This is a genomic window from Sphingomonas anseongensis (genome assembly GCF_023516495.1).
Classification (GTDB): Bacteria; Pseudomonadota; Alphaproteobacteria; order Sphingomonadales; family Sphingomonadaceae; genus Sphingomicrobium; species Sphingomicrobium anseongensis.
Window position 1 is genome coordinate 487173 of record NZ_JAMGBC010000001.1, and the last position, 21277, is coordinate 508449.

The following is a 21277-nucleotide window of genomic DNA, read 5'->3' on the forward strand; positions in this document are numbered from 1 at the left end:
AAAGCAAACGCCCGGACCGCGAGGCGATCCGGGCGTCCTGCGTGACGATTGCTCGTCAGCCCCCTTAACTTACTCCGCCGCTATCGAGCGGCCCCGAATATCGCCCTAAGGCGGAGCATCCGGCACAGGCAGGAGCTAAACCTCGTTGTTGCCGCTTGTCACCCGCCAAGGCGGTGGCGAACGACTTTTCCACAGCGCCTGTGTCGCGCTGGACACAATATCCCAGCGTAGAGCGTTGGATTGCGTTGCTTGGGGCATCGCCCTAGGGCTGCCGCGCCAACCAGCCATTCGAGGAACCGAAGTTGCGATTTTCCCGCGCTTTTCTGCCGGTCCTGAAGGAAAGCCCGTCGGACGCGCAGATCGTCAGCCACAAGCTGATGCTCCGCGCCGGCCTCGTCCGCCAGACGGCGGCGGGAATCTACGCCTGGCTCCCGCTCGGCTTCCGGGTGCTCAAGAAGATCGAGCAGATCGTCCGCGAGGAGCAGGATCGCGCCGGCGCGCAGGAAATGCTGATGCCGACCCTCCAGTCGGCCGAGCTGTGGCGCGAGAGCGGACGCTACGACGCCTACGGCCCCGAGATGCTCCGGATTCGCGACCGCCACGACCGCGAGATGCTCTACGGCCCGACCAACGAGGAGATGCTGACGGCAATCTTCCGCGACGAGGCGAAAAGCTACCGCGACCTTCCTCGGACGCTCTACCACATACAGTGGAAGTTCAGGGACGAGGTACGACCCCGCTTCGGAGTGATGCGCGGCCGCGAATTCCTGATGAAGGACGCCTATAGCTTCGACCTCGACGAGGCGAGCGCTCGGCTGAGCTATTACACGCAGCTGCTTGCCTATCTTCGCACCTTCCAGCGGATGGGAATTCGCGCCGTTCCGATGAAGGCGGCGTCTGGCCCGATCGGCGGCGACCTCAGCCACGAGTTCATCGTCCTCGCCCCCACCGGCGAGAGCGAAGTCTTCTACGACGCGGCGTTCGAGGAGATGGACTGGAACCGTTCGGACCTTCGCTATGACGATCCGGTCGGGCTCCACAATCTGTTCGACGACGTGACCTCCACCTACGCTGCGACCGACGAAACCCACGAGGAAGACCGCTGGGCCGATATCTCAGAGGAGCGCAGGCGAACCGGCCGGGGAATCGAAGTCGGCCACATCTTCTACTTCGGCGACAAATATTCGGGACCGATGGGCCTTCGGGTCACAGGTCCGGACGGTCAGATGGTTGCCCCCATGATGGGGAGCTACGGGATCGGCGTGTCCCGCCTGGTCGCAGCAGTCATCGAGGCGAGCCACGACGATGCGGGAATCATCTGGCCGGAATCGGTTGCACCGTGGAAAGTCGGCCTGGTCACCATGCGCCAGGACGACGAGGCCACGGTCGCCGCTGCGGACGAACTCTATTCCAGGCTCAAAGGCGCCGGCATCGAAGTGCTCTATGACGACCGCGATGAGCGCGGCGGCGTGAAGCTCGGGACCATGGACCTGATCGGCCTGCCTTGGCAGCTGGTGGTCGGTCCGCGCGGAATCGCGAGCGGGGTCGTCGAGCTGAAGAACCGCGCCTCGGGTGAAAAGGAAGAGTTGAGCATGGAATCCGCACTGGCGAGGCTCACCGCGTGATCCTCAATTCCTACGAGCGGATGGTCGCTCGACGCTATCTTCTTCCAGGCAAGGGCGAGGGCTTCATTTTCCTCGTCGCCTCGATCAGCCTGGTCGCGGTCGCGCTTGGAGTCGCGGCGCTCATCATCGTGATGAGCGTGATGAACGGCTTCCGAGCCGAGCTGTTCGACAAGATCACCGGCCTCAACGGCCACGCGATCGTCCAGGGCTATGAAGGGCGGCTTCCGGATTGGCAGCAGATCGCGGTCAAGGCACGGTCGCTCCCCGGCGTCACCTCCGCCACTCCGCTCATCGAGCAGCCGCTGATGGCTTCGGCCAATGGGCGGGTCGAGGGCGTGCTCGTCCGCGGCATGCGGATGGAGGACTTCCAGACCAATCCGGTCATCTCCAAGAACGTGAAGGCCGGCGACCTCAGGCTCGTAACCCCGGACAGCGGCCGCGTCGCCATAGGCTCTCGGCTGGCGCAAGCGCTCGGCGCCTATCCGGGAAGTACGATCAGCCTGATCAGCCCGGAAGGGCGCTCGACCGTCGTTGGGACCGTCCCGCGGATCGTGTCGTACACGGTCGCGGCCGTCTTCGAGGTCGGGATCTACGATTACGACAACAGCTTCGTCATCATGCCGATGCAGGACGCGCAGAACCTTTTGCTGATGGGCGATACGGTCAGCACGGTGGAGCTTCAAACCACCAACCCGGACCGCGTTGACACCATTCTCGCTCCGCTTCAGCCGCTGGTTCAGGGGAAAGGCGCGCTGATCGACTGGAAGCAGATGAATTCGGCTTTGTTCGACGCTCTCGAAATTGAGCGCGTGGCGATGTTCGTCGTCCTGTCGCTGATCGTCCTTGTTGCCGTCTTCAACATCCTGTCGTCGCTGATCATGCTGGTGCGGGCGAAGACCCGCGACATTGCCATTCTGCGAACGATGGGCGCCAGCCGTAAGGGGATGATGAAGGTATTCGTCACGGTCGGCGTCACGATCGGCTCGCTCGGGATCATTCTCGGGCTAATCCTCGGCTCGATCTTCCTATTCTTCCGCCAGGGGATGCTCAACGCGATCCAGTACCTGACCGGCCAGAACCTGTGGGACCCATCGGTGCGGTTCCTGTCGGACCTTCCCTCGAAGACCGACCCGTTCGAGGTGACGGCGATCGTCGTGACGGCGCTGGTCCTGTCCTTCCTCGCGACCCTCTATCCCGCGTGGAAGGCGGCGAGCACCGATCCCGTCCAGGTGCTCCGCTATGAGTGAGCCGATCCTCCAGACCAGCGGGCTGCGCCGGGCGTTCACTCAGGGGGATGCCACCATCCATGTCCTTCGTGGAGTCGACCTCAGCGTGATGCCTGGTGAGATCGTCGCGCTTCTCGGCCCATCAGGGTCCGGCAAGTCGACATTGCTCCAGGCGGTGGGCCTCCTGGAGGGCGGCTTCGAAGGCTCCATCCGGCTCCAGGGGCAGGAGGCCGCCGAGCTCGATGACGAGGGCCGCACCCGAGTCCGGCGCGAGGCTTTGGGGTTCGTGTACCAATTCCACCACCTGCTCCCCGAGTTCAACGCCCGCGAAAATGTGATCCTGCCGCAGCTCGTCCGCGGCGCGACGCCAGCCGAGGCGGCCACGCGTGCCGACGCGCTACTCGGCAAGCTCGGCCTTGCCGACCGGCTAGAGCATCGACCGGCCAAGCTGTCCGGAGGCGAGCAGCAGCGCGTTGCCGTCGCCCGAGCGTTGGCCAACCAGCCGCCGCTGGTCCTTGCCGACGAACCGACCGGCAATCTCGACGAGGCGACGGCCGATACCGTTCTTGGAGAGTTCCTGTCCCTGGTGCGCGGCGAAGGAACTGCCGCGCTCGTCGCCACTCATAACGAGCGGCTGGCGAAGAAGATGGACCGGATCGTGCGCTTGCACGAAGGTGTGCTGCAATAGGATGGACGACAGGGACCCAGGCGCAGAAGACGCCGCGCTGCAGCGGCGGCCGTTCAACAAATGGCTGATCATCGCTCTAGTGGTAGCGGTGCTCGCCGGAGTCGTCCTTGCGAGCACGCTCCTCGACAATCGCTGGAGCGGCGGGGGCGAGAAATCGGACAGCGCATCTGAGGCCAAGGGCCCCGAGATGGAGAAGTGGTGCGCTGCCCAGGCGAGCTACGACGCAATGAAGCGCGAGCTGTTCCGCCGCGCCGCGCAGGTCCGCGGCGACGACGAGGCCGCTTATGCGCGCCTCGCCGATTTCGCCCTCCTTCGAGTGAACGGCCCCGTCGCCCGTGGGATCGACGACCGGCTCCACAGCGTGAGCTGCAGCGGCACAGCGGTGCTGAGCCTGCCGCCGGGAGTGGCGGTGGCCGGCGGGCGGAGGTCGCTGTCCGGGGATGTCGATTACACGATCGAGCCGGCCGCAGACGGCACAGGCAACGTGGTTCGCCTTGGCAACGCAGACGCCATCGTGATCCCGCTCGCGACGCTGTCACGGGTCGCTGCGCCAACACCTGCGCCGGCGCAGACGGACAATGCCGTCACGGACGAGCAGCCGGTCGGGACGCCCGATGCTTCACAATCGCCCGGCCAGCCGCAACCGGTTCCCCAGCAGGCCAGCCCCAGCTTCAACTGCGCCAATGCGCGCACCCGCGGCGAGATCGCCGTGTGCAACGACAGCGGACTCGCTGCCCTCGATCGCCAGATGGCCGCCCAGTACAATGCCGCCGTCAGCGAGGCGGATGCTTCGCGACGGCGCCTTCTCGAGCGGACTCGGACGCGCTTCCTGTCCTACCGCGACCGCTGCGCGACGAACGAATGCGTCGCCAACACCTATCGTGGCCGGATCCAGGAGATCCGGGACATAGCCGCCGACCGCTGGCGCGGCTGAAACTGTGGAAAAGGCGCCGCAGCGGCTTTGCCCTGCGGTGAAGCCTCTCCCATAAAGGGTCCATGACCCCCTACGTCCCGCTTCGAGTCCTATCCTGCTTCACGATGCTCGAAGGCGCGATGGAGCCAAAGGCGATCGCCGCCCAGGCGGAAAAGCTCGGATTCCCGGCGGTGGCTCTGACCGACCGCAACGGCCTCTATGCGGCGATGCCGTTCACCGACGCTTGCATCGCAAAGGGCGTCCAGCCGGTGATCGGAACGGCCCTCGCCGTCGCCCGGCCGCCAGAGCTGGGCAAGGAACTCGACTGGATCGTTCTCCTCGCCAAGGACGAGCGGGGCTATTCGAACCTCTGCAAGCTGGTGTCGGCCGCGCATCTCGACCGGCCTCTCAGCGAAGAGCCGCACATTCCTTTTTCGCTGCTCGCCGAGTTCAGCGACGGGCTGATCGCGCTGACCGCGGGCGGGGAGGGCGCTCTCGCGAGGTTCCTGGCCGACGGGCAGAGCGCGAAGGCGCATGCCTATCTCGACCGGCTTCAGGATCTGTACCGGGACCGGCTGTACATCGAGCTGATCCGCCGTGGCGACGCAGTTGAGGAAGCGGCGGAGCAGGCGCTTATCGAGCTCGCTTATGAACGCGACCTGCCTTTGGTCGCGACCAACCCCGCGGCTTACGTCGATCGCACCTTCCACGCGGCGCACGACGCGATGCTTTGCATCGCCGCCGGCCAGTATATCGAGAGCACCGACCGCATCTCCTCCTCGCCGGAGGCCTGGCTCAAGAGCGGGCCGGAGATGAGCGAGCTGTTCGCCGACGTACCGGAGGCGATCGCCAACACGGCCGTCGTCGCCCAGCGCTGCGCGATCGGCGCTCCCACTCGCCGCCCGATCCTGCCGCGTCTCAGCGACCAGGAGGACGAGCAGCTGCGGCGCGACGCCAGGGCCGGGCTCGAAATCCGGCTGGAAGGGCGAAGCGAGGAGGACCGCAGGCCCTATGTCGAGCGGCTCGATTACGAGCTCGAGATCATCATCAACATGGGTTTCGCCGGTTACTTCCTGATCGTCGCCGACTTCATCAAATGGGCGAAGGCCAACGATATTCCTGTCGGGCCGGGCCGCGGATCGGGCGCCGGCTCGGTCGTCGCCTGGTCGCTGACGATCACCGATCTCGATCCGATCGAGCTCAAGCTGCTGTTCGAGCGCTTCCTCAACCCGGAACGCGTTTCGATGCCGGACTTCGACATCGACTTCTGCGAAACCCATCGCGACAAGGTTATCTCCTACGTCCAGGGCAAGTACGGCCGTGACAAGGTGGCGCAGATCATCACCTTCGGCCGGCTGAAGGCGCGGGCGGTCCTCAAGGACACCGGGCGCGTCCTGCAGATGAGCTACGGACAGGTCGATCGGCTCGCGAAGCTCATCCCCAACCATCCGACCGATCCCTGGACCCTGGAGCGGTCGCTAAACGGAGTCTCGGAGCTGGCGGCGGAGTACAAGGGCGACGCCGACGTCAAGCGGCTGTTCGACCTGGCGATGAAGCTGGAGGGGCTGCCGAGGCACGCCTCCACCCACGCGGCCGGCGTGGTGATCGGCGACCGCGCGCTGGACGAGCTTGTCCCGCTCTACCGCGACCCGCGCTCCGACATGCCGGTTACCCAGTTCGACATGAAATATGTCGAGGCCGCGGGGCTGGTGAAGTTCGACTTCCTCGGCCTCAAGACTTTGTCGGTGCTCAAGGAAGGGCAGAGGCTACTCGCCCAGCGCTGCGTCGAGGTCGATTTCACCAAGCTGCGGCTCGACGATCCTGCGGTCTTCGAGCTCCTCCAGCGGGGTGACACGGTCGGCGTGTTCCAGCTGGAATCGGAGGGCATGCGGCGCACCCTTTCGGCAGTCCGCCCCACCGCCTTCGGCGACATCATCGCGCTCGTCGCGCTCTACCGGCCGGGGCCGATGGACAATATCGGAATGTTCGGCGACCGGAAGAACGGCCGCACTCCGATCGAATATCCACACCCCTTGCTCAAGGAGATCCTGGAAGAGACCTACGGAATCTTCGTCTACCAGGAGCAGGTGATGCAGGCGGCCCAGGTGCTTGCCGGCTACTCGCTCGGAAGCGCCGACCTTTTGCGCCGCGCGATGGGCAAGAAGATCAAGTCGGAGATGGATGCTCAGCGCGCCACCTTCGTCGAGGGTTGCGCCACCCACAACGGCATCCCGGCCGCCAAGGCCAACGAACTGTTCGACTTGATCGACAAGTTCGCCGGCTATGGTTTCAACAAGAGTCACGCGGCGGCTTATGCGCTGGTCGCCTACCACACGGCCTGGCTGAAGGCTCACCACCGGCCCGAATTCTACGCGGCCTCGATGAGCTTCGACATGGCCCAGACCGACAAGCTGTCGCTTTTCGTCGAGGACATGAGGCGTGGGGGGACAGAGTGTCTTCCGCCCTGCGTGAACTCGAGCGATGCCTTCTTCACGGTCGAGGAAGGCGCAGTCCGCTACGCGCTAGGGGCGCTCAAGGGCGTCGGGGAAAAGGCGATGGACTCGGTCGTCGCGGATCGCGTCGCAAAGGGCGCGTTCAAGTCGCTCGAAAACTTTGCCGAGCGGATCGAGCCGCGCCTCCTGAACCGAAAGCAGATCGAGAGCCTCGCCGGCGGCGGTGCGTTCGATGCGCTTGAGCCGAACAGGGCCTCGGTCTTTGCGGCTGCGGAAACCATCCTCGCGCACGCGGCAAGTGCAGCGGATCAGCGCGAAAGCGGGCAGCATGGGCTTTTCCAATCGGGCGACTCGACGGTTCCGCCGATCCGGCTGCCTTCAGTCGAATGGAGCCTGGCGCAGCGAATGGCGGCGGAGCGGGAATCGTTCGGCTTCTATTTCTCCGGCCACCCGGTGCAGACCCACGAGCATTTGCTCGCTGCTCACAAGGTGAAGAGGTTCGAGGACCTTGGCGACATCCGGATCGCGGAAGGCGAGCGAGTCACGGTGAGCATGGCGGCTCTGGTCGAGGACGCTCGGTGGAGGACTTCAGCAAAGGGCCGGCGGTTCCTCACCGTGATGCTGAGCGATCCGTCTGGTCAGTTCCAGGCCACAGCATTCGACGATGAGCCCATCGAGGCGCTCCAAAAAGCCGCGGAGAAGGGCGCCTGTGCGCTGCTGACCGTCGAGCTCGACCGCCGGTCCGGTGACGAGACCCCTAGGGCGGCGGTTAAGCGCGTCCAGCCGCTCGACTCGCTTGCCAAGCGGACGCGCCTGCAACTGCTGATCAGCGTCCGCCCGGACCAGGTGGAGGCCGTTGCCCGGGAGCTTGCGTCATGCCGGGGCGGCAATGGCACCGTGCGTCTGCACGTGGCACTCGGCGGGGAAGGCGAAGCGACCATCCTCGCGGGCCGCGACTTCACTCTCGACGCGGAGGTTGCAGAACGGATCCAGCGGATCGCCGGCGAGGGCAATGTCGACCTGTCCGTCCAGGAACCGCCGAAGCTCGCACTCGTCGGATAGTCCGACGCGTTACGACATCCAGAAGCCGTCCTTGTTAACGAGCGCGGTGATCTTCGCGTTCTGCTCCTCGTTCATCGCCTGCTTGAAACGCGGGAACACTTCGTTCTCTTCCATCCGCGCATGCTCGACGACGAGATCGCGGAACTCGCGGACCTTCTCCAGCCATGACGGATCGTCCGAATCCATCTGGCCTAGCTCATAGAGGAAGGTCTTGATGTAACCGTGCTCCTTGTTGAGCTCGTCGGCGCTGACGTTCTCGTTCGCCTCGCGAAGCGCCGGATAGACGATCGTCTCCTCCTCGTGCGCATGATTGTCGAGCGCGTGGGTGAGCTGCATGAGAAGCATCGAGCGCTTCCAGGTCTGGCTGGAATCGGTGGCGAGCATCTTGTCGAAGATCGCTTCGGTCAGGTCGTGCTCGGTGGACAGAACCTCGTCCCAGTCGCCACTCACTCCGGAAACTGCCTGGGTCAGGAACTTGCGTCCGAAATTGGCCGCAAAGCCGAGCGCTGCTCCGGCGACTGCTGCGCCGATCAGCGGGCCGGCACTTTCGCCCCACGAAAATGCGCTCGATTCCCTATGGCTGTTGCCCTTTGAGCTGTGGTTGGAGCTTCGGCTCCGGGTACGCGTAGCCATTGAAAATCCTCCTTGTCCTGGTCGCCGTTTCAACGGTCAGGGGAGGGTGCGCGTTCCTGTGACGAGGCGCTGTAAGGCAACCGTTCGGCGCGCAATCAGAAGCTGTTGGACGGCACCTGCGGCTGTTCCGTCGGCACCGGCTGGGTGGTGTTCACCGGCTCCGGTTGCCCGGGCGCGGGTTCGTTGACCACCAGGGGCTCGCCGGGCGGGAGCTGCTGGACGACATTGTCGAGCGGCGGCAGTGGCTTTGCCGTCTCATATTCCTCGCCGGGCAGCGGCCGCGGCTTCGTTGTGACCTTGGGCGGCGCCTTGGCCGGCGGCGCGGTCGCACCCTTGTAGACGCAGGCGTCGAGACCGTCGCGGCCGACGACGCCGATCCTCGCTGCAATCGTGTTGCCGTAGCGCCGGGTGAAGCCCTTGGGGGCAATCGCGCCGCGTTTCTTGGGCAGAGGCAGGATTGCGGCGATTCGAGCCGCCTCGGTCGCGCTCATCCCGCTCGAGTCATGGCCGAAATAACGCTGCGATCCGGCGTTGACTCCGTAGGTGCCGATCCCCGTCTCCGCGAGGTTGAGATACAGCTCCATGATCCGGCGCTTCGAATACATATGCTCCATTAGGAAGGTGAACCAGGCTTCCACGCCTTTGCGGGCATAGCCGCCGCCCTGCCACAGGAACGCGTTCTTCGCCGTCTGCTGGCTGATCGTGGACCCGCCGCGAATACGCCCGCCCGAGGCGTTGCGTTTCATAGCGTCCTCGATCGCTTCCATGTCGAAGCCGTTGTGCGTACAGAACTTGCTGTCTTCGGCAGCGATCGCGGCGCGAACCATGTCGCGGTCGATCTGGGTGATCGGCATCCAGTCGCGCGTCGCCCCACGGCCTGCGAGCATGTCGCCGATCATCGTCACGGTGATTGGCGGATTGATGAAGCGGTAGGCGAGCACCCAAAGGACCGAGATCACAAGGAAGGCCAGCACGAGCTTCACGATCCAGCCGAGCGCGCGCGCGATGGGTCCGCGGCTGCTCTTGCGCCGGCGCTTGTAGGTCGGAATAGCGGGCTTCGATCGTTTCGCCATGCCGCTGCTTAGCGCGCTCCTTGCCGCAGTGCAGCAGCGCATTTACATGCCGTGGGCAATGACCTCGACCAACGACATCCGCCGCTCCTTCCTCGAGTTCTTCGAGAAGAACGGTCACACGCGGGTGCCGTCGGCGCCGCTGGTGCCGCACAACGACCCGACCTTGATGTTCGTCAACGCAGGGATGGTGCCGTTCAAAAACGTCTTCACCGGCCTTGAAACCCGCCCGTATAGCCAGGCGACGAGTTCGCAGAAGTGCGTCCGGGCCGGCGGGAAGCACAACGATCTCGACAATGTCGGCTACACCGCACGGCATCACACCTTCTTCGAAATGCTCGGCAACTTCTCGTTCGGCGATTATTTCAAGGACCGCGCGATCGAGCTGGCGTGGAACCTGATCACCAAGGAATGGGGCCTCAGCCCCGACCGGCTGACCGCGACCGTCTACCACACCGACGACGAAGCCTTCGATCTTTGGAAGAAGATCAGCGGCCTTCCGGAGAGCCGGATCATCCGCATCCCGACCAAGGACAATTTCTGGGCGATGGGCGACGACGGTCCGTGCGGTCCCTGTTCCGAGATATTCTACGACCATGGCGAACACCTGCCCGGTGGCCCTCCTGGGAGCCCAGACGAGGACGGCGACCGGTTCGTAGAGATCTGGAACCTGGTGTTCATGCAGTACGAGCAGACCGCCGGTGAGATCGTCTCCGAGCTTCCGAGCAAGAGCATCGACACCGGCATGGGCCTCGAGCGCATCGCCGCTGTGCTCCAGGGCGTGCACGACAATTACGAGACGGACGTCTTCCGGGCGCTGATCGAGGCTTCGGAGTCGCTGACGTCCAACAATTCCAGCGAGAAGGCCGCGAGCCACCGGATCATCGCCGATCACCTGCGCACCTCGGGCTTCCTTGTCGCCGACGGGGTGCTGCCGGCGAACGAGGGCAGGGGTTACGTCCTTCGCCGCATCATGCGCCGGGCGATGCGTCACGCGCACCTTCTGGGCGCCAGCGAACCTTTGATGCACCGCCTGGTGCCGGCGCTGGTGGCGGAAATGGGCGCCGCTTATCCCGAGCTGGTCCGCGCCCAGCCGCTGATCGAGGCGACGCTGCAGCAGGAGGAGACCCGCTTCCGCCAGACCCTGGTGACCGGGCTCAAGCTGCTGGATGAGGCGACAACCGGGCTCGGCGAGGGCGGCACGCTGGCCGGAGAGACCGCGTTCAAGCTCTACGACACCTATGGCTTCCCACTCGACCTCACCGAGCAGGCGCTGATCGAGAAGGGCCTCAAGGTCGACCACGAAGGGTTCGATTCGGCCATGGCCCGGCAGAAGGCCGCTGCGCGCGCCGCATGGAGGGGGTCGGGCGAGAAAGCTTCGGATGACCTGTGGTTCGATCTGGCCGAGGAATTCGGGAGTACCGAGTTCACCGGCTATTCGGGCGACGAGGGCGAGGGCGTGGTGCTGGCCATCGTCAAGGACGGAAAGCGCGTCGAGACGGCGGAAGTTGGCGACACCGTGCAAATCCTCGTCAACCAGACGCCTTTCTACGGCGAAAGCGGTGGACAGGTCGGTGACAGCGGAAAACTGACCACACTCAAGGGCTTTAGCGGCGAAGTTGAGGATACCTCTAAACCTCTGGGCAAGCTGCATGTTCTAAAGACCAAGGTCGTTGCAGGCGAGCTGACGCTCGGCGAAACTGTCCAGCAGAAGGTCGATTCGGAACGCCGCGACCGCGTGCGCGCGAACCATAGCGCGACTCACTTGCTTCACGCGGCCCTCCGCCATCGCCTCGGCACGCACGTCACCCAGAGGGGCAGCCTGGTTGCGCCTGACTATTTCCGCTTCGACTTCTCCCACCCCAAGGCGATGACCCGCGACGAGATCGAGGCGGTGGAAGCGGACGTGAACGCCCAGATCCGCGGCAACGAGCCGGTCACGACTCGGCTGATGACCCCCGATGAGGCGATCGGGGCGGGAGCGATGGCCTTGTTCGGCGAGAAATACGGCGATGAAGTTCGAGTTCTGTCGATGGGCGCCGACGATTATTCGGTCGAGCTGTGCGGCGGCACCCACGTTCGCGCAACCGGGGACATCCAGCTCCTCAAGATCGTCTCGGAAAGCGCGGTCTCCTCGGGAATCCGCCGAATAGAGGCGCTCACCGGAGAGGCCGCCCGCCAATGGCTGACTGACCGCGAGGCCAAGCTTCGCGAGGCGGCTGCCGCGCTGAAGAGCTCGCCGGAGGAAGTGCCGGCGCGGATTGCCGCGCTGGTCGACGACCGCAAGCGTCTCGAGCGCGAGCTAGCCGAAGCCAAGAAGGCGCTCGCCACCGGCGGCGGCTCGAAGGACGACGGTCCGGCGCCCGAGCAGGTCAACGGCCACGCCTTCCTCGCCCAGGTTGCGCAAGGTTTGAATCCCAAGGACTTGCGGTCGACCGTTGACGGGATGAAGCAACGGCTCGGCACCGGCATCGCGGCCCTTGTGGCCGTGAACGAGGGGCGGGCGAGCGTAGCTGTCGGAGTGACCGACGACCTGACGGGGCAATTCAACGCCGTCGAGCTAGTCAAGTGCGCAGTCGCGGCTCTCGGCGGGGAGGGTGGTGGCGGCCGTCCGGACATGGCCCAGGGCGGCGGACCCGACGGCGCCAAGGCCAACGACGCCCTGCAGGCGGTCAGGGACGCGCTGGAGAAGGTGGCAGCCTAGGTCGCGTCCCTTAGCCGCCGGCTTCCAAGCCGCGGCTTCTCCTCAAGGTTCGCCTCTTCCTTGATCTGCCCGCGCAGCTCGTCGCGCTTCTCGTGGATGCTGGCGATGACCGGCCCCATGGGCACCCCCAGGTCGACGAGGACCGTCTCGGCGATCAGCAGCGATGCCTCCAGGGCTTCCGGCACCGCCTGGCTCGCGCCTGACTTGTAGAGCGTGGCAGCCTGGGCGGTGTCGCGGGCCCGGGCGATGATCGGGATGTCCGGGAAGGCGGCTCGCAGGCGCTTCGTCAGCCGGTTTACCAGCACCGGATCGTCCATCGTCAGGACAACCGCGCTCGGCTGTCCGACCTTCAGCCGTTCGAACAGGACGCCGCGCGCGACGTCACCGAACAGCACCGGAAGCCCCTGGCTTCGCCCGATGCGTACGGAGTCGGCATCTGAATCGACCGCCACATAGTCGCGATCATGACGCGCGAGCATGTCGGCGACGATCCGCCCGACGCGACCGAAGCCGACGATCACCACCTTTCCGGCACCGCCCTGGCGCAACGCCTCGCCGAGCTCGGTGTCGCTCCTCTGATCGATCCGCCGCCCGGCGAGGCGTCCCAGCTTGCCGAGGAGCGGTGTGACGGTCAGGCCGAGAGCCGTGACGATCTGCCAGAATGCGGCGGTCTCAGGCTGGATCAGTTGGGCCGCCGTGGCCGAGCCGAGCACGATCAGCGTGGTTTCGGACGGCGAAGCCATCAGAAGCCCGGTTTCCGCCGCGACGCCGGTGCGGCTGCCGTTTAGCCGAAGCAGGGCGGCGGTGATCACCGCCTTCACTGCAAGGACGGCAAAGAGCGCCGCGAGGACGGACTCCCAGTTCGCCACCAGTTGGCGCAGATTCACGCTCATCCCGACCGTAATCAGGAAGATGCCCAGGCCCAACCCGCGGAACGGCGCGGTGATGACCTCTACCTCGCCGCGATATTCTGTTTCGGCGATCACGATTCCGGCGATGAGTGCGCCGAGCACGGCCGAGAAGCCGATCGCCGAGGTAACCATGCTGGCTACGATCACCACCAGCAGGCAGGCGGCGAGGAATATTTCGGGGTTCTTGGTGCGTGCCGCCTGGGCGAAAAGCACCGGGAGGAGCAAACGGCCGCCAAACAGCATCCCGACAGCGACTGCGCCGCCCAGAACCAACGTTCCGAGGAGTGGGCCGACGCCCGCGGTCGCGCTGGGGGACATGGCGCCCAGCGCGAAAACGATCGGCACCAGCGCGACGTCCTCGAACAGCAGCATGCCAAGCGAAGCCCGCCCGACGGCGCTTTGCGTTCCGACCAGCGGAAGCACGATCGCGGTCGACGACAAGGCGAGCGCGAGACCGAGGCCGATCGATCCCGGAATGCCCTGGCCCATCATCCGCAACCCAATGCCGATGATGAGCGCGCACCCGATCAACTCGGCAGCGCCGACGCCGAAGACCAGGCGGCGCATCGACCACAAGCGCCGCAGCGAAAGCTCGAGGCCGATGGAGAACAGCAATAGGACAATGCCCAGCTCGGCAAACGGCTCGATCCGGTGGGCGTCCGAGATCGTTATGTAGTTCAGCCAGGGATAGGCGGCGCTCATGGAGCCCAGGCCGGCAGGCCCGACCAGGACGCCGATGAGAATGAACCCGATGATCGGGCTTATCCGAAGGCGTGCGAAGGCAGGGATCACCAGCCCGGCCGCGCCAAGGATGACGAGCGCGTCGCTAAAGCCGGAAGTGCTGAATTCGCTGTCCATCAGCAGCCGTTGTGCAGATTTCGTGAATGGCGGGAAAGGCGGAAGCGGATTTTTCTTTCTTCGCACCGCGCTTTCGTGCGCGCAACGATGTGGCTAGTCCTGACGTCATGGCGTCGGACCTGGATCTCGTCATTGCCGGGGGCGGTCCTGCGGGAATGATGGCGGGCCTCCTGTTCGCGCGTGCCGGCTGCAGGGTCAAAGTGCTGGAAAAGCACGAGGACTTCCTGCGCGACTTTCGCGGCGACACGGTCCACCCGTCCACCCTTGAGCTCCTCCGCGAGCTTGGGTTGCTCGAGGAGTTCCTGAAGCGGCCTCACGACGAGATCCGCCAGCTGACGGCGCGTGTCGCTGATCGGCAGATCGTCATCGCGGACCTTACTCACTTGCCAGTGGAGAGCCGCTTCGTCGCCCTGATGCCGCAATGGCACTTCCTGGACTTCCTGGCGGACGAGGCGCGGCTCTATCTGACCTTCGAGTTGCGCATGGAGGCACAGGCTGTCGACCTCATCATCGACGATGGTCGGGTAGGCGGCGTTCGCCTGGCAAACGGAGAGGAAATGCGCGCCAGGTTGACGATCGCCGCCGATGGCCGCTCGTCAGTCCTTCGTGACAAGGCGCAGCTTCCTCGCGTCGATCTCGGTGCGCCGATCGACGTGCTTTGGTTCCGGCTGCCCAAGGAGCCGACTGCCGTGAACCGGACCGGTGGCACGTTCGGATCGGGGACCTTCGTCGTCCAGCTCGACCGCGGCGATTACTGGCAATGCGCCTACGTAGTGGCGAAGGGCGCCGTCGACGATGTCCGGGCCAAGGGGCTCCCGGCCTTCCGCAGAGACCTTTCCCGCGCAGTCCCTGAGCTCGCGCCGGTAGTGGACAGCCTGCTGGACTGGGACCAGGTGAAACTGCTGTCGGTGACACTCGACAGGCTGACCCGCTGGTGGAGGCCGGGGCTCCTCGCGATCGGCGACGCGGCTCACGCAATGTCGCCGGTCGGCGGGGTAGGGATCAATCTCGCGATCCAGGACGCAGTCGCTGCGGCAAATATCCTCGCTGCGTCGCTAGCCGGCCATGAGGATGTCGACCCTTTACTGAAGAAGGTGCAGCAGCGGCGCATGTTCCCGACGCGCGTGATCCAGGTTGGTCAGAAGGCTGTCCACGACCGCATTCTCACCCCCTTGGTCATGCGCAAGGCGGTTCTCGACAAGGTGCCGTTCGCGCTTGGGCTGCTCGATCGATTTCCAATCCTCGCGAGGATTCCCGCGCGGCTGATAGGTCTCGGCATACGAAGGGAGCACATTCGCTCCCCCGATGCGCGGCTCAGGAAAGCTGCGCCTCCGCGGCCATAGCGGCCTCGAGATTGTGGACGATCGCCTCGAAGAACTGTTCGGTCGTCATCCAGGGCTGTTCCGGCCCGACCAAGATCGCCAGGTCCTTGGTCATATGGCCGTTTTCCACCGTCTCGACGCAGACCCTCTCCAAGGTTTCGGCGAAGCGAACAACGTCCGGAGTCTCGTCGAACTTGCCTCGGTACTTAAGCCCGCCCGTCCAGGCGAAGATCGACGCGATGGGGTTGGTCGAGGTCGCCTTGCCCTGCTCGTGCATCCGATAGTGGCGCGTGACGGTGCCATGCGCGGCTTCCGCCTCCACCGTCTTGCCGTCGGGGGTCATCAGCACCGACGTCATCAGCCCCAGCGAGCCGAACCCCTGGGCGACCTGGTCCGATTGCACGTCGCCGTCGTAATTCTTGCAGGCCCAGACGAACTTGCCACTCCACTTGAGAGCCGAGGCGACCATGTCGTCGATCAGGCGATGCTGATATTCGATACCAGCTTTCTCGAACTTCGCCTTGTATTCGCTGCTGTAAATCTCCTCGAAGATGTCCTTGAACCGCCCGTCATAAGCCTTGAGGATGGTGTTCTTAGTCGACAGATAGACCGGCCAGCCGCGGTTGAGTCCGTAGTTGAGGCAGGCGTGGGCGAAATCGCGAATGCTCTCATCGAGGTTGTACATGCCCATCGCGACCCCCGAGGAGGGGAAGTCGAACACCTCGAACTCCAGCTCGTCGCCGTCGTTGCCCGTCCACTTGATGGTCAGCTTGCCGGGCCCAGGCACCCGGAAGTCCGTCGCCTTGTACTGGTCTCCGAAGGCGTGGCGGCCGACGACGATGGGGTCCGTCCAGCCGGGGATCAACCGAGGCACGTTCGACATGACGATCGGCTCGCGGAAGACGACCCCGCCAAGGATGTTGCGGATCGTCCCGTTGGGCGACTTCCACATCTTCTTGAGGCCGAATTCCTTCACCCGCGCTTCGTCCGGGGTGATCGTCGCGCATTTGACGCCCACGCCGTGCTTCTTGATCGCCTCGGCGGCCTCGACGGTGATGCGGTCTTCGGTCTCGTCGCGCTTCTGGATCGAGAGGTCGTAATAGAGCAGGTCGATGTCGAGGTAGGGCTGGATCAGCCGCTCGCGGATCCATTGCCAGATGATTCGGGTCATCTCGTCGCCGTCGAGCTCGACGACCGGGTTCTTCACCTTGATCTTGGCCATGTCCGTCCTGCCGTATTGGGATTGCCGGGGCGCATAGGCGAAGCGCCGGAACGAACGCAACCGCCGCCAATTGTGAATGGCGAATGCTCACTCTAAGGGTTCGCCGATGCCAGAGCTCGAAAAGCCCGACAGCCCGCTCGCCACCACCAACACCAAGTGGCGATTCCCGTCCGTCCACCCGGAAGGACGCAAGTTCCTGCTGATTGCCGTGGTCGCGACTTTCGTCGTCTATGGCGGGATCAGCCATTTCCTCGGCTGGCTCCTGGTCGGGCTGACGATCTGGATCGCCGCCTTCTTCCGCGACCCGATCCGCACCACCCCACAGGGAGCCAACCTGGTAATCGCTCCCGCCGACGGCCTGGTGACGATGATCGCCAAGGTTCCGCCGCCGCGCGAGCTCGCCGGCCCGGACGGGCTGACGGACCCCGAGATGACTCGGGTATCGATTTTCATGAGCGTGTTCGACGTTCACATCAATCGTTCGCCCATCGCCGGGCGGGTGCGCAAGATGGCCTATGTCCCTGGCAAGTTCCTCAACGCCGACCTCGACAAGGCAAGCGAAGAAAATGAGCGGCAGCATTTCCTGATCGAGAGTGACGATGGCGTGCTTCTCGGAGTCACGCAGATTGCCGGGCTCGTCGCACGCCGCATCCTCACCTTCGTCCAGCAGGGCGACGTGGTCGAGGCCGGCCAGCGGATCGGGATGATCCGCTTCGGAAGTCGGGTCGACGTCTACCTTCCTGCCGGAACAGGGGCTCGGGTCCTGCTTGGGCAGAGGGCGATTGCCGGCGAGACCCTGATCGCCGAGCTGGGCGTCGATTCGCCGGTCGCCGGGCGGAGCCAGTGAGCAAAGTCCCGCCAGCCAAGGCTGGAATACCGTTCAGGGCCCTGGTGCCGAACGCGGTGACCGCGCTTGCTCTGTGCTTCGGGCTGACTGGAGTAAGCTTCGCCATATCGGCCGCTTACGGCAACGATCGCGACTGGCAGCTTGCCCTTGCATGCGTGATCGGCGCCGGCGTGCTCGACGGAATGGACGGCAGAATCGCGCGCCTTCTTCGAGCAGAGAGCAGGTTCGGCGCCGAACTGGACTCGTTGAGCGACAATGTCGCCTTTGGCACGGCGCCGGCCTTGATCCTCTTCCTCTGGTCGCTCCAGACAGCGCCCAGCTTCGGCTGGATCGCGGCCCTCGCTCTCGCCGTCAGTTGCGCCCTCAGGCTCGCACGCTTCAACGCGCGGATCGATTCGGCCGACCAGCCCCACAAGTCCGCGGGCTTCAACACCGGCGTTCCAGCGCCTGCCGGCGCCGGCCTCGCCTTCGTCCCTGTGTTCCTGTGGCTGGTGACCGGTAGCGAGTGGTTCCGGGCCTGGTACGTCGTCATGCCGTGGGTCTTGCTCGTCGCGCTGCTGCTGATTTCGAGCGTTCCGACCTACAGCTGGTCGAGCATCCGGATTCGAAGCGGGTGGCGCCTGTTCGCGCTCGCCGGCATCGCACTTCTCGGAGCGGCGCTGGTAACGAACCCGTGGATCACCTTGCTTGCGATTTCGCTCGTCTACCTCGCGGTCCTTCCATTCAGCGTCGCCAGCTACTCGCGGGTCAAACGCCGGCGCAGCGCGGCGGCCGCTTCACCCCGCCGCGACCGCTGAGAGCGGCGATGATCGCCCCGCGGTTGTCGTAGAGCTCGCGAAGGGCGAGGCTTCCGGCAACCCAGAAGCAGCCAAGAAAAAGCAGGTTGAAAATCGGTCCAAGCATCGTCAGTGCTCCTATGTAAATCCGTTGCGCCGGTCGCACTGCAGCGCTGCTGGGACGGACCAATGTTCCCGCTTTGTTCTCGCTTGTCAAGCGCGCGATCGTCGCCATCTGCAAGTGGTTGAATATGCGCCGCTGTTCGGCTAGTGGCGCGGCCATCCCACAGGCGGAGCTGACATACCGGTGCTGACCGCAAGGTCGGTGACTGGCTTCGCCGAGGCAAAACCGGAAGGAGAAGACCTATGGCGGCCAATGTCGTCACAATGCAGCAATTGCTCGAGGCTGGAGCGCACTTCGGCCACCAGACCCACCGTTGGAACCCGCGGATGAAGCCGTACATTTTCGGCGACCGCAACGGCGTCCACATCATCGATCTGTCGCAGACCGTGCCTTTGTTCGCGCGCGCTCTCGATTTCGTCCAGCAGACGGTCGCCCGCGGCGGCAAGGTGTTGTTCGTCGGCACCAAGCGCCAGGCGCAGGACCCCGTGGCCGAAGCCGCGAGATCCTCGGGACAGCATTACGTCAACCACCGTTGGCTCGGCGGAATGCTCACCAACTGGAAGACGATCTCGAACTCCATCAAGCGCTTCAAGAGCCTCGAGGAGCAGCTGTCGGGCGACACCGCCGGTCTCACCAAGAAGGAAGTTCTCCAGCTGACCCGCGAGCGCGACAAGCTCGAGAAGAGCCTTGGCGGGATCCGCGACATGGGCGGACTTCCGGACGTCATGTTCGTGATCGACACGAACAAGGAAGAGCTCGCGGTCAAGGAAGCCAACGTCCTTGGAATCCCGGTCGTCGCGATCCTCGATTCGAACAGCGATCCGAGCGGAATCGCTTTCCCGGTTCCTGGCAATGACGACGCCAGCCGCGCCATCCGCCTCTACGCCGACGCGATCGCCGGAGCGGTCGCTGCCGGCCGTACCGGAGACGCCCAGGCCAAGGGCCAGGATATCGGCGAAATGGCCGAGCCTCCCGCCGAGGCGGCTCTCGAGGCCTAAAATTTGATGCGACCGCTGCCCCGGCAGCGGCGCACCCACTCAGATATCGACTGGGTTCCTGCGCCTGCGGGGGCTCAAGGAAGGAATGAAGACAATGGCTGAGATCACCGCCGCCGCAGTGAAAGAGCTTCGCGACCGTACCGGCGCTGGCATGATGGACTGCAAGAAGGCGCTTGCAGAAACCAATGGCGAGATGGAGCCGGCGGTGGACTGGCTTCGCGCCAAGGGGCTTTCCGCCGCCGCCAAGAAGGCCGGCCGCACGGCCGCCGAGGGCTTGATCGGAGTCGCGGTCGAAGGAAATCGCGGCGCCATCGTCGAAGTGAACTCGGAGACGGACTTCGTCGCCAAGAACGAGCAGTTCCAGGATTTCGTCCGCAACGTCGCCAAGCTTGCGCTGGACGCCGGGGGCAACGTCGACAGCCTGCTCGCGGCCTCCTATCCGGCCGGCGGAACCGTCGAGGAAGCTCTGACCAACAACATCGCCACCATTGGCGAGAACCAGTCGCTTCGGCGCAGCGCCGTCCTTGAGGTGAATGAGGGCGCGGTCGTGTCCTACGTCCACAATGCGGTCGGCACCGGCCTCGGCAAGATCGGAGTCCTCGTCGCTCTCGAAAGCAAGGCGTCGGCCGACACGCTCCAGGCGCTCGGCAAGCAGGTCGCGATGCACATCGCGGCTGCGAACCCGCTTGCGCTGATCGGCGACCAGCTCGACCCCGAGCTGATGGAGCGCGAGCGCTCGATCGCTCTCGAAAAGGCGAAGGAAAGCGGCAAGCCGCAGAACATCGCCGAAAAGATGGTCGAAGGCAGCCTTGCCAAGTTCCGCAAGGAAAATGCCCTGCTGTCGCAGCTGTTCGTGATGGACAACAAGACGCCGGTCTCGGACGTTCTAGGCGCTGCCGCCAAGGACGCCGGCTCGCCGATCGAGCTTGCCGCGTTCGTCCGTTTCCAGCTCGGCGAGGGCATCGAGAAGAAGCAAGACGACTTCGCAGCCGAAGTCGCTGCAGCAGCCGGGACCAACAAGGCCGAACCGGTCGCTTGAGCGGGGCAAAGCAACAGTTGGAAATTGGGGCGGGCGCGCTAAAGCGTGTCCGCCCTTTTTTCTATCCGATAGGACGACCCGCCCGATGACCCGCCCGCGCTTCAATCGCATCCTGCTGAAGCTGTCGGGCGAAGCTCTGATGGGGCAGGGGCAGTTCGGGATCGACCCTGAAACCGTCAAAGGACTCGCATCGGAGATAGCCGCGGCCAAGAAGGACCGGGAACTCTGCGTCGTCGTTGGGGGCGGCAACATCTTCCGCGGCATCGCTGCCGCGGCCAAGGGATTCGACCGCACAAGCGCCGACTATATGGGGATGCTTGCGACGGTGATGAACTCGCTCGCGCTCCAGAACGCTCTCGAGAATCAGGGAGTGGACACCCGGGTCCAGTCCGCGATCCCGATGGCGGCCGTCAGCGAGCCCTACATCCGCCGCCGCGCTCTGAGGCACCTGGAGAAGGGCCGCGTTGTCCTTTTCGCTGCAGGTACCGGAAACCCGTATTTTACAACAGACACGGCGGCCGCTCTTCGAGCTGCGGAGATGGGCTGCGACGCTTTGTTCAAGGGCACCAGCGTCGACGGCATCTATACGGCCGACCCGAAGAAGGTATCAGGCGCCAAGCGCTACGAGCAGCTGAGCTTTCACCGCGTGCTCAGCGACGACCTCAAGATCATGGACGCGGCTGCGGTCGCTCTGTGCCGCGACAACAACATTCCGATCGTCGTCTTCAACGTCCGCCAGCCGGGCAACCTGGCGCAGGTGCTCGCCGGCAAGGGCACCGCGACGATCGTCCAGAACGAGGAGTAAG

The 21277-nt window shown here is 64.7% G+C and carries 16 protein-coding genes and 1 pseudogene; 12 read left to right on the forward strand and 5 right to left on the reverse strand.

What is annotated here, in order from left to right; genetic code table 11:
• Window positions 1-302 precede the first annotated feature (302 nt).
• From proS to dnaE, 5 genes are all read left to right on the forward strand, one after another.
• Window positions 303-1625 (forward strand): proline--tRNA ligase, encoded by a 1323-nt coding sequence (gene proS, locus LZ519_RS02505; protein WP_249867159.1) that lies wholly within the window; start codon window positions 303-305, stop codon window positions 1623-1625.
• Window positions 1622-2872 carry a lipoprotein-releasing ABC transporter permease subunit gene (locus LZ519_RS02510; protein ID WP_249867160.1) on the forward strand — a complete coding sequence of 417 codons (1251 nt, stop codon included), beginning with the start codon at window positions 1622-1624 and terminating at the stop codon, window positions 2870-2872. Before proS ends, LZ519_RS02510 begins: the two co-directional genes overlap by 4 nt.
• A complete protein-coding gene (locus LZ519_RS02515; RefSeq protein WP_249867161.1) occupies window positions 2865-3539 on the forward strand; it encodes an ABC transporter ATP-binding protein in 675 nt (224 codons plus the stop codon). The genes LZ519_RS02510 and LZ519_RS02515 overlap by 8 nt, the downstream gene beginning before the upstream one ends.
• Before the next feature lies 1 nt (window position 3540).
• Window positions 3541-4473, forward strand: coding sequence for a lysozyme inhibitor LprI family protein (locus LZ519_RS02520; RefSeq protein ID WP_249867162.1), 933 nt, complete (start codon window positions 3541-3543; stop codon window positions 4471-4473).
• A gap of 62 nt (window positions 4474-4535) precedes the next feature.
• Window positions 4536-7967: a DNA polymerase III subunit alpha gene (dnaE, locus tag LZ519_RS02525; RefSeq protein WP_249867163.1), complete on the forward strand. Its 3432-nt coding sequence runs from the start codon at window positions 4536-4538 to the stop codon at window positions 7965-7967.
• A gap of 9 nt (window positions 7968-7976) precedes the next feature.
• Here dnaE and LZ519_RS02530 read toward each other — a convergent pair whose 3' ends face one another.
• Together LZ519_RS02530 and mtgA are read right to left on the reverse strand one after the other, a co-directional pair.
• Window positions 7977-8600 carry a hemerythrin domain-containing protein gene (locus LZ519_RS02530; RefSeq protein ID WP_249867164.1) on the reverse strand — a complete coding sequence of 208 codons (624 nt, stop codon included), beginning with the start codon at window positions 8598-8600 and terminating at the stop codon, window positions 7977-7979.
• A 338-nt stretch (window positions 8601-8938) separates the two neighbouring features.
• A pseudogene (gene mtgA, locus LZ519_RS02535) lies at window positions 8939-9673 on the reverse strand (monofunctional biosynthetic peptidoglycan transglycosylase); the annotation flags it as partial.
• 58 nt (window positions 9674-9731) lie between these two features.
• Here mtgA and alaS point away from each other — a divergent pair.
• Window positions 9732-12374 carry an alanine--tRNA ligase gene (gene alaS, locus LZ519_RS02540; RefSeq protein WP_249868839.1) on the forward strand — a complete coding sequence of 881 codons (2643 nt, stop codon included), beginning with the start codon at window positions 9732-9734 and terminating at the stop codon, window positions 12372-12374.
• Here the strand turns inward: alaS and LZ519_RS02545 are convergent.
• On the reverse strand, window positions 12371-14143 hold the full coding sequence (locus tag LZ519_RS02545) for a cation:proton antiporter domain-containing protein (protein ID WP_249867165.1): 1773 nt from the start codon (window positions 14141-14143) through the stop codon (window positions 12371-12373). The two genes, alaS and LZ519_RS02545, sit on opposite strands and share 4 nt — an antisense overlap.
• 107 nt (window positions 14144-14250) lie before the next feature.
• On the opposite strand from LZ519_RS02545, the gene LZ519_RS02550 reads away from it, so the two are divergent.
• Window positions 14251-15486, forward strand: a complete 1236-nt coding sequence (locus LZ519_RS02550; RefSeq protein ID WP_249867166.1) for an FAD-dependent oxidoreductase — start codon at window positions 14251-14253, stop codon at window positions 15484-15486.
• Here the strand turns inward: LZ519_RS02550 and LZ519_RS02555 are convergent.
• Entirely contained in the window at window positions 15458-16687 is a 1230-nt protein-coding gene (locus LZ519_RS02555; protein ID WP_249867167.1) for an NADP-dependent isocitrate dehydrogenase, read from the reverse strand. The genes LZ519_RS02550 and LZ519_RS02555 overlap by 29 nt on opposite strands.
• A gap of 106 nt (window positions 16688-16793) precedes the next feature.
• Between LZ519_RS02555 and LZ519_RS02560 the strand changes: the two genes are divergently transcribed.
• Both LZ519_RS02560 and LZ519_RS02565 read left to right on the forward strand, forming a co-directional pair.
• Window positions 16794-17534 carry a phosphatidylserine decarboxylase gene (locus tag LZ519_RS02560; protein WP_249867168.1) on the forward strand — a complete coding sequence of 247 codons (741 nt, stop codon included), beginning with the start codon at window positions 16794-16796 and terminating at the stop codon, window positions 17532-17534.
• Window positions 17531-18331: a CDP-alcohol phosphatidyltransferase family protein gene (locus LZ519_RS02565; protein WP_249867169.1), complete on the forward strand. Its 801-nt coding sequence runs from the start codon at window positions 17531-17533 to the stop codon at window positions 18329-18331. Before LZ519_RS02560 ends, LZ519_RS02565 begins: the two co-directional genes overlap by 4 nt.
• Here the strand turns inward: LZ519_RS02565 and LZ519_RS02570 are convergent.
• Complete coding sequence (locus LZ519_RS02570; RefSeq protein ID WP_249867170.1) at window positions 18282-18437, reverse strand: hypothetical protein; 156 nt, start codon at window positions 18435-18437, stop codon at window positions 18282-18284. The two genes, LZ519_RS02565 and LZ519_RS02570, sit on opposite strands and share 50 nt — an antisense overlap.
• A gap of 239 nt (window positions 18438-18676) precedes the next feature.
• Between LZ519_RS02570 and rpsB the strand changes: the two genes are divergently transcribed.
• The 3 genes from rpsB (at window position 18677) to pyrH (ending at window position 21276) form a co-directional block, all read left to right on the forward strand.
• Complete coding sequence (rpsB, locus tag LZ519_RS02575) at window positions 18677-19432, forward strand: 30S ribosomal protein S2 (RefSeq protein ID WP_249867171.1); 756 nt, start codon at window positions 18677-18679, stop codon at window positions 19430-19432.
• A 94-nt stretch (window positions 19433-19526) separates the two neighbouring features.
• On the forward strand, window positions 19527-20471 hold the full coding sequence (gene tsf, locus LZ519_RS02580) for a translation elongation factor Ts (protein WP_249867172.1): 945 nt from the start codon (window positions 19527-19529) through the stop codon (window positions 20469-20471).
• A gap of 85 nt (window positions 20472-20556) precedes the next feature.
• The gene (pyrH, locus tag LZ519_RS02585) at window positions 20557-21276 is read left to right on the forward strand and encodes a UMP kinase (protein ID WP_249867173.1); all 720 of its coding nucleotides are present in this window, start codon (window positions 20557-20559) and stop codon (window positions 21274-21276) included.
• The last annotated feature ends 1 nt before the right edge of the window (window position 21277 follow it).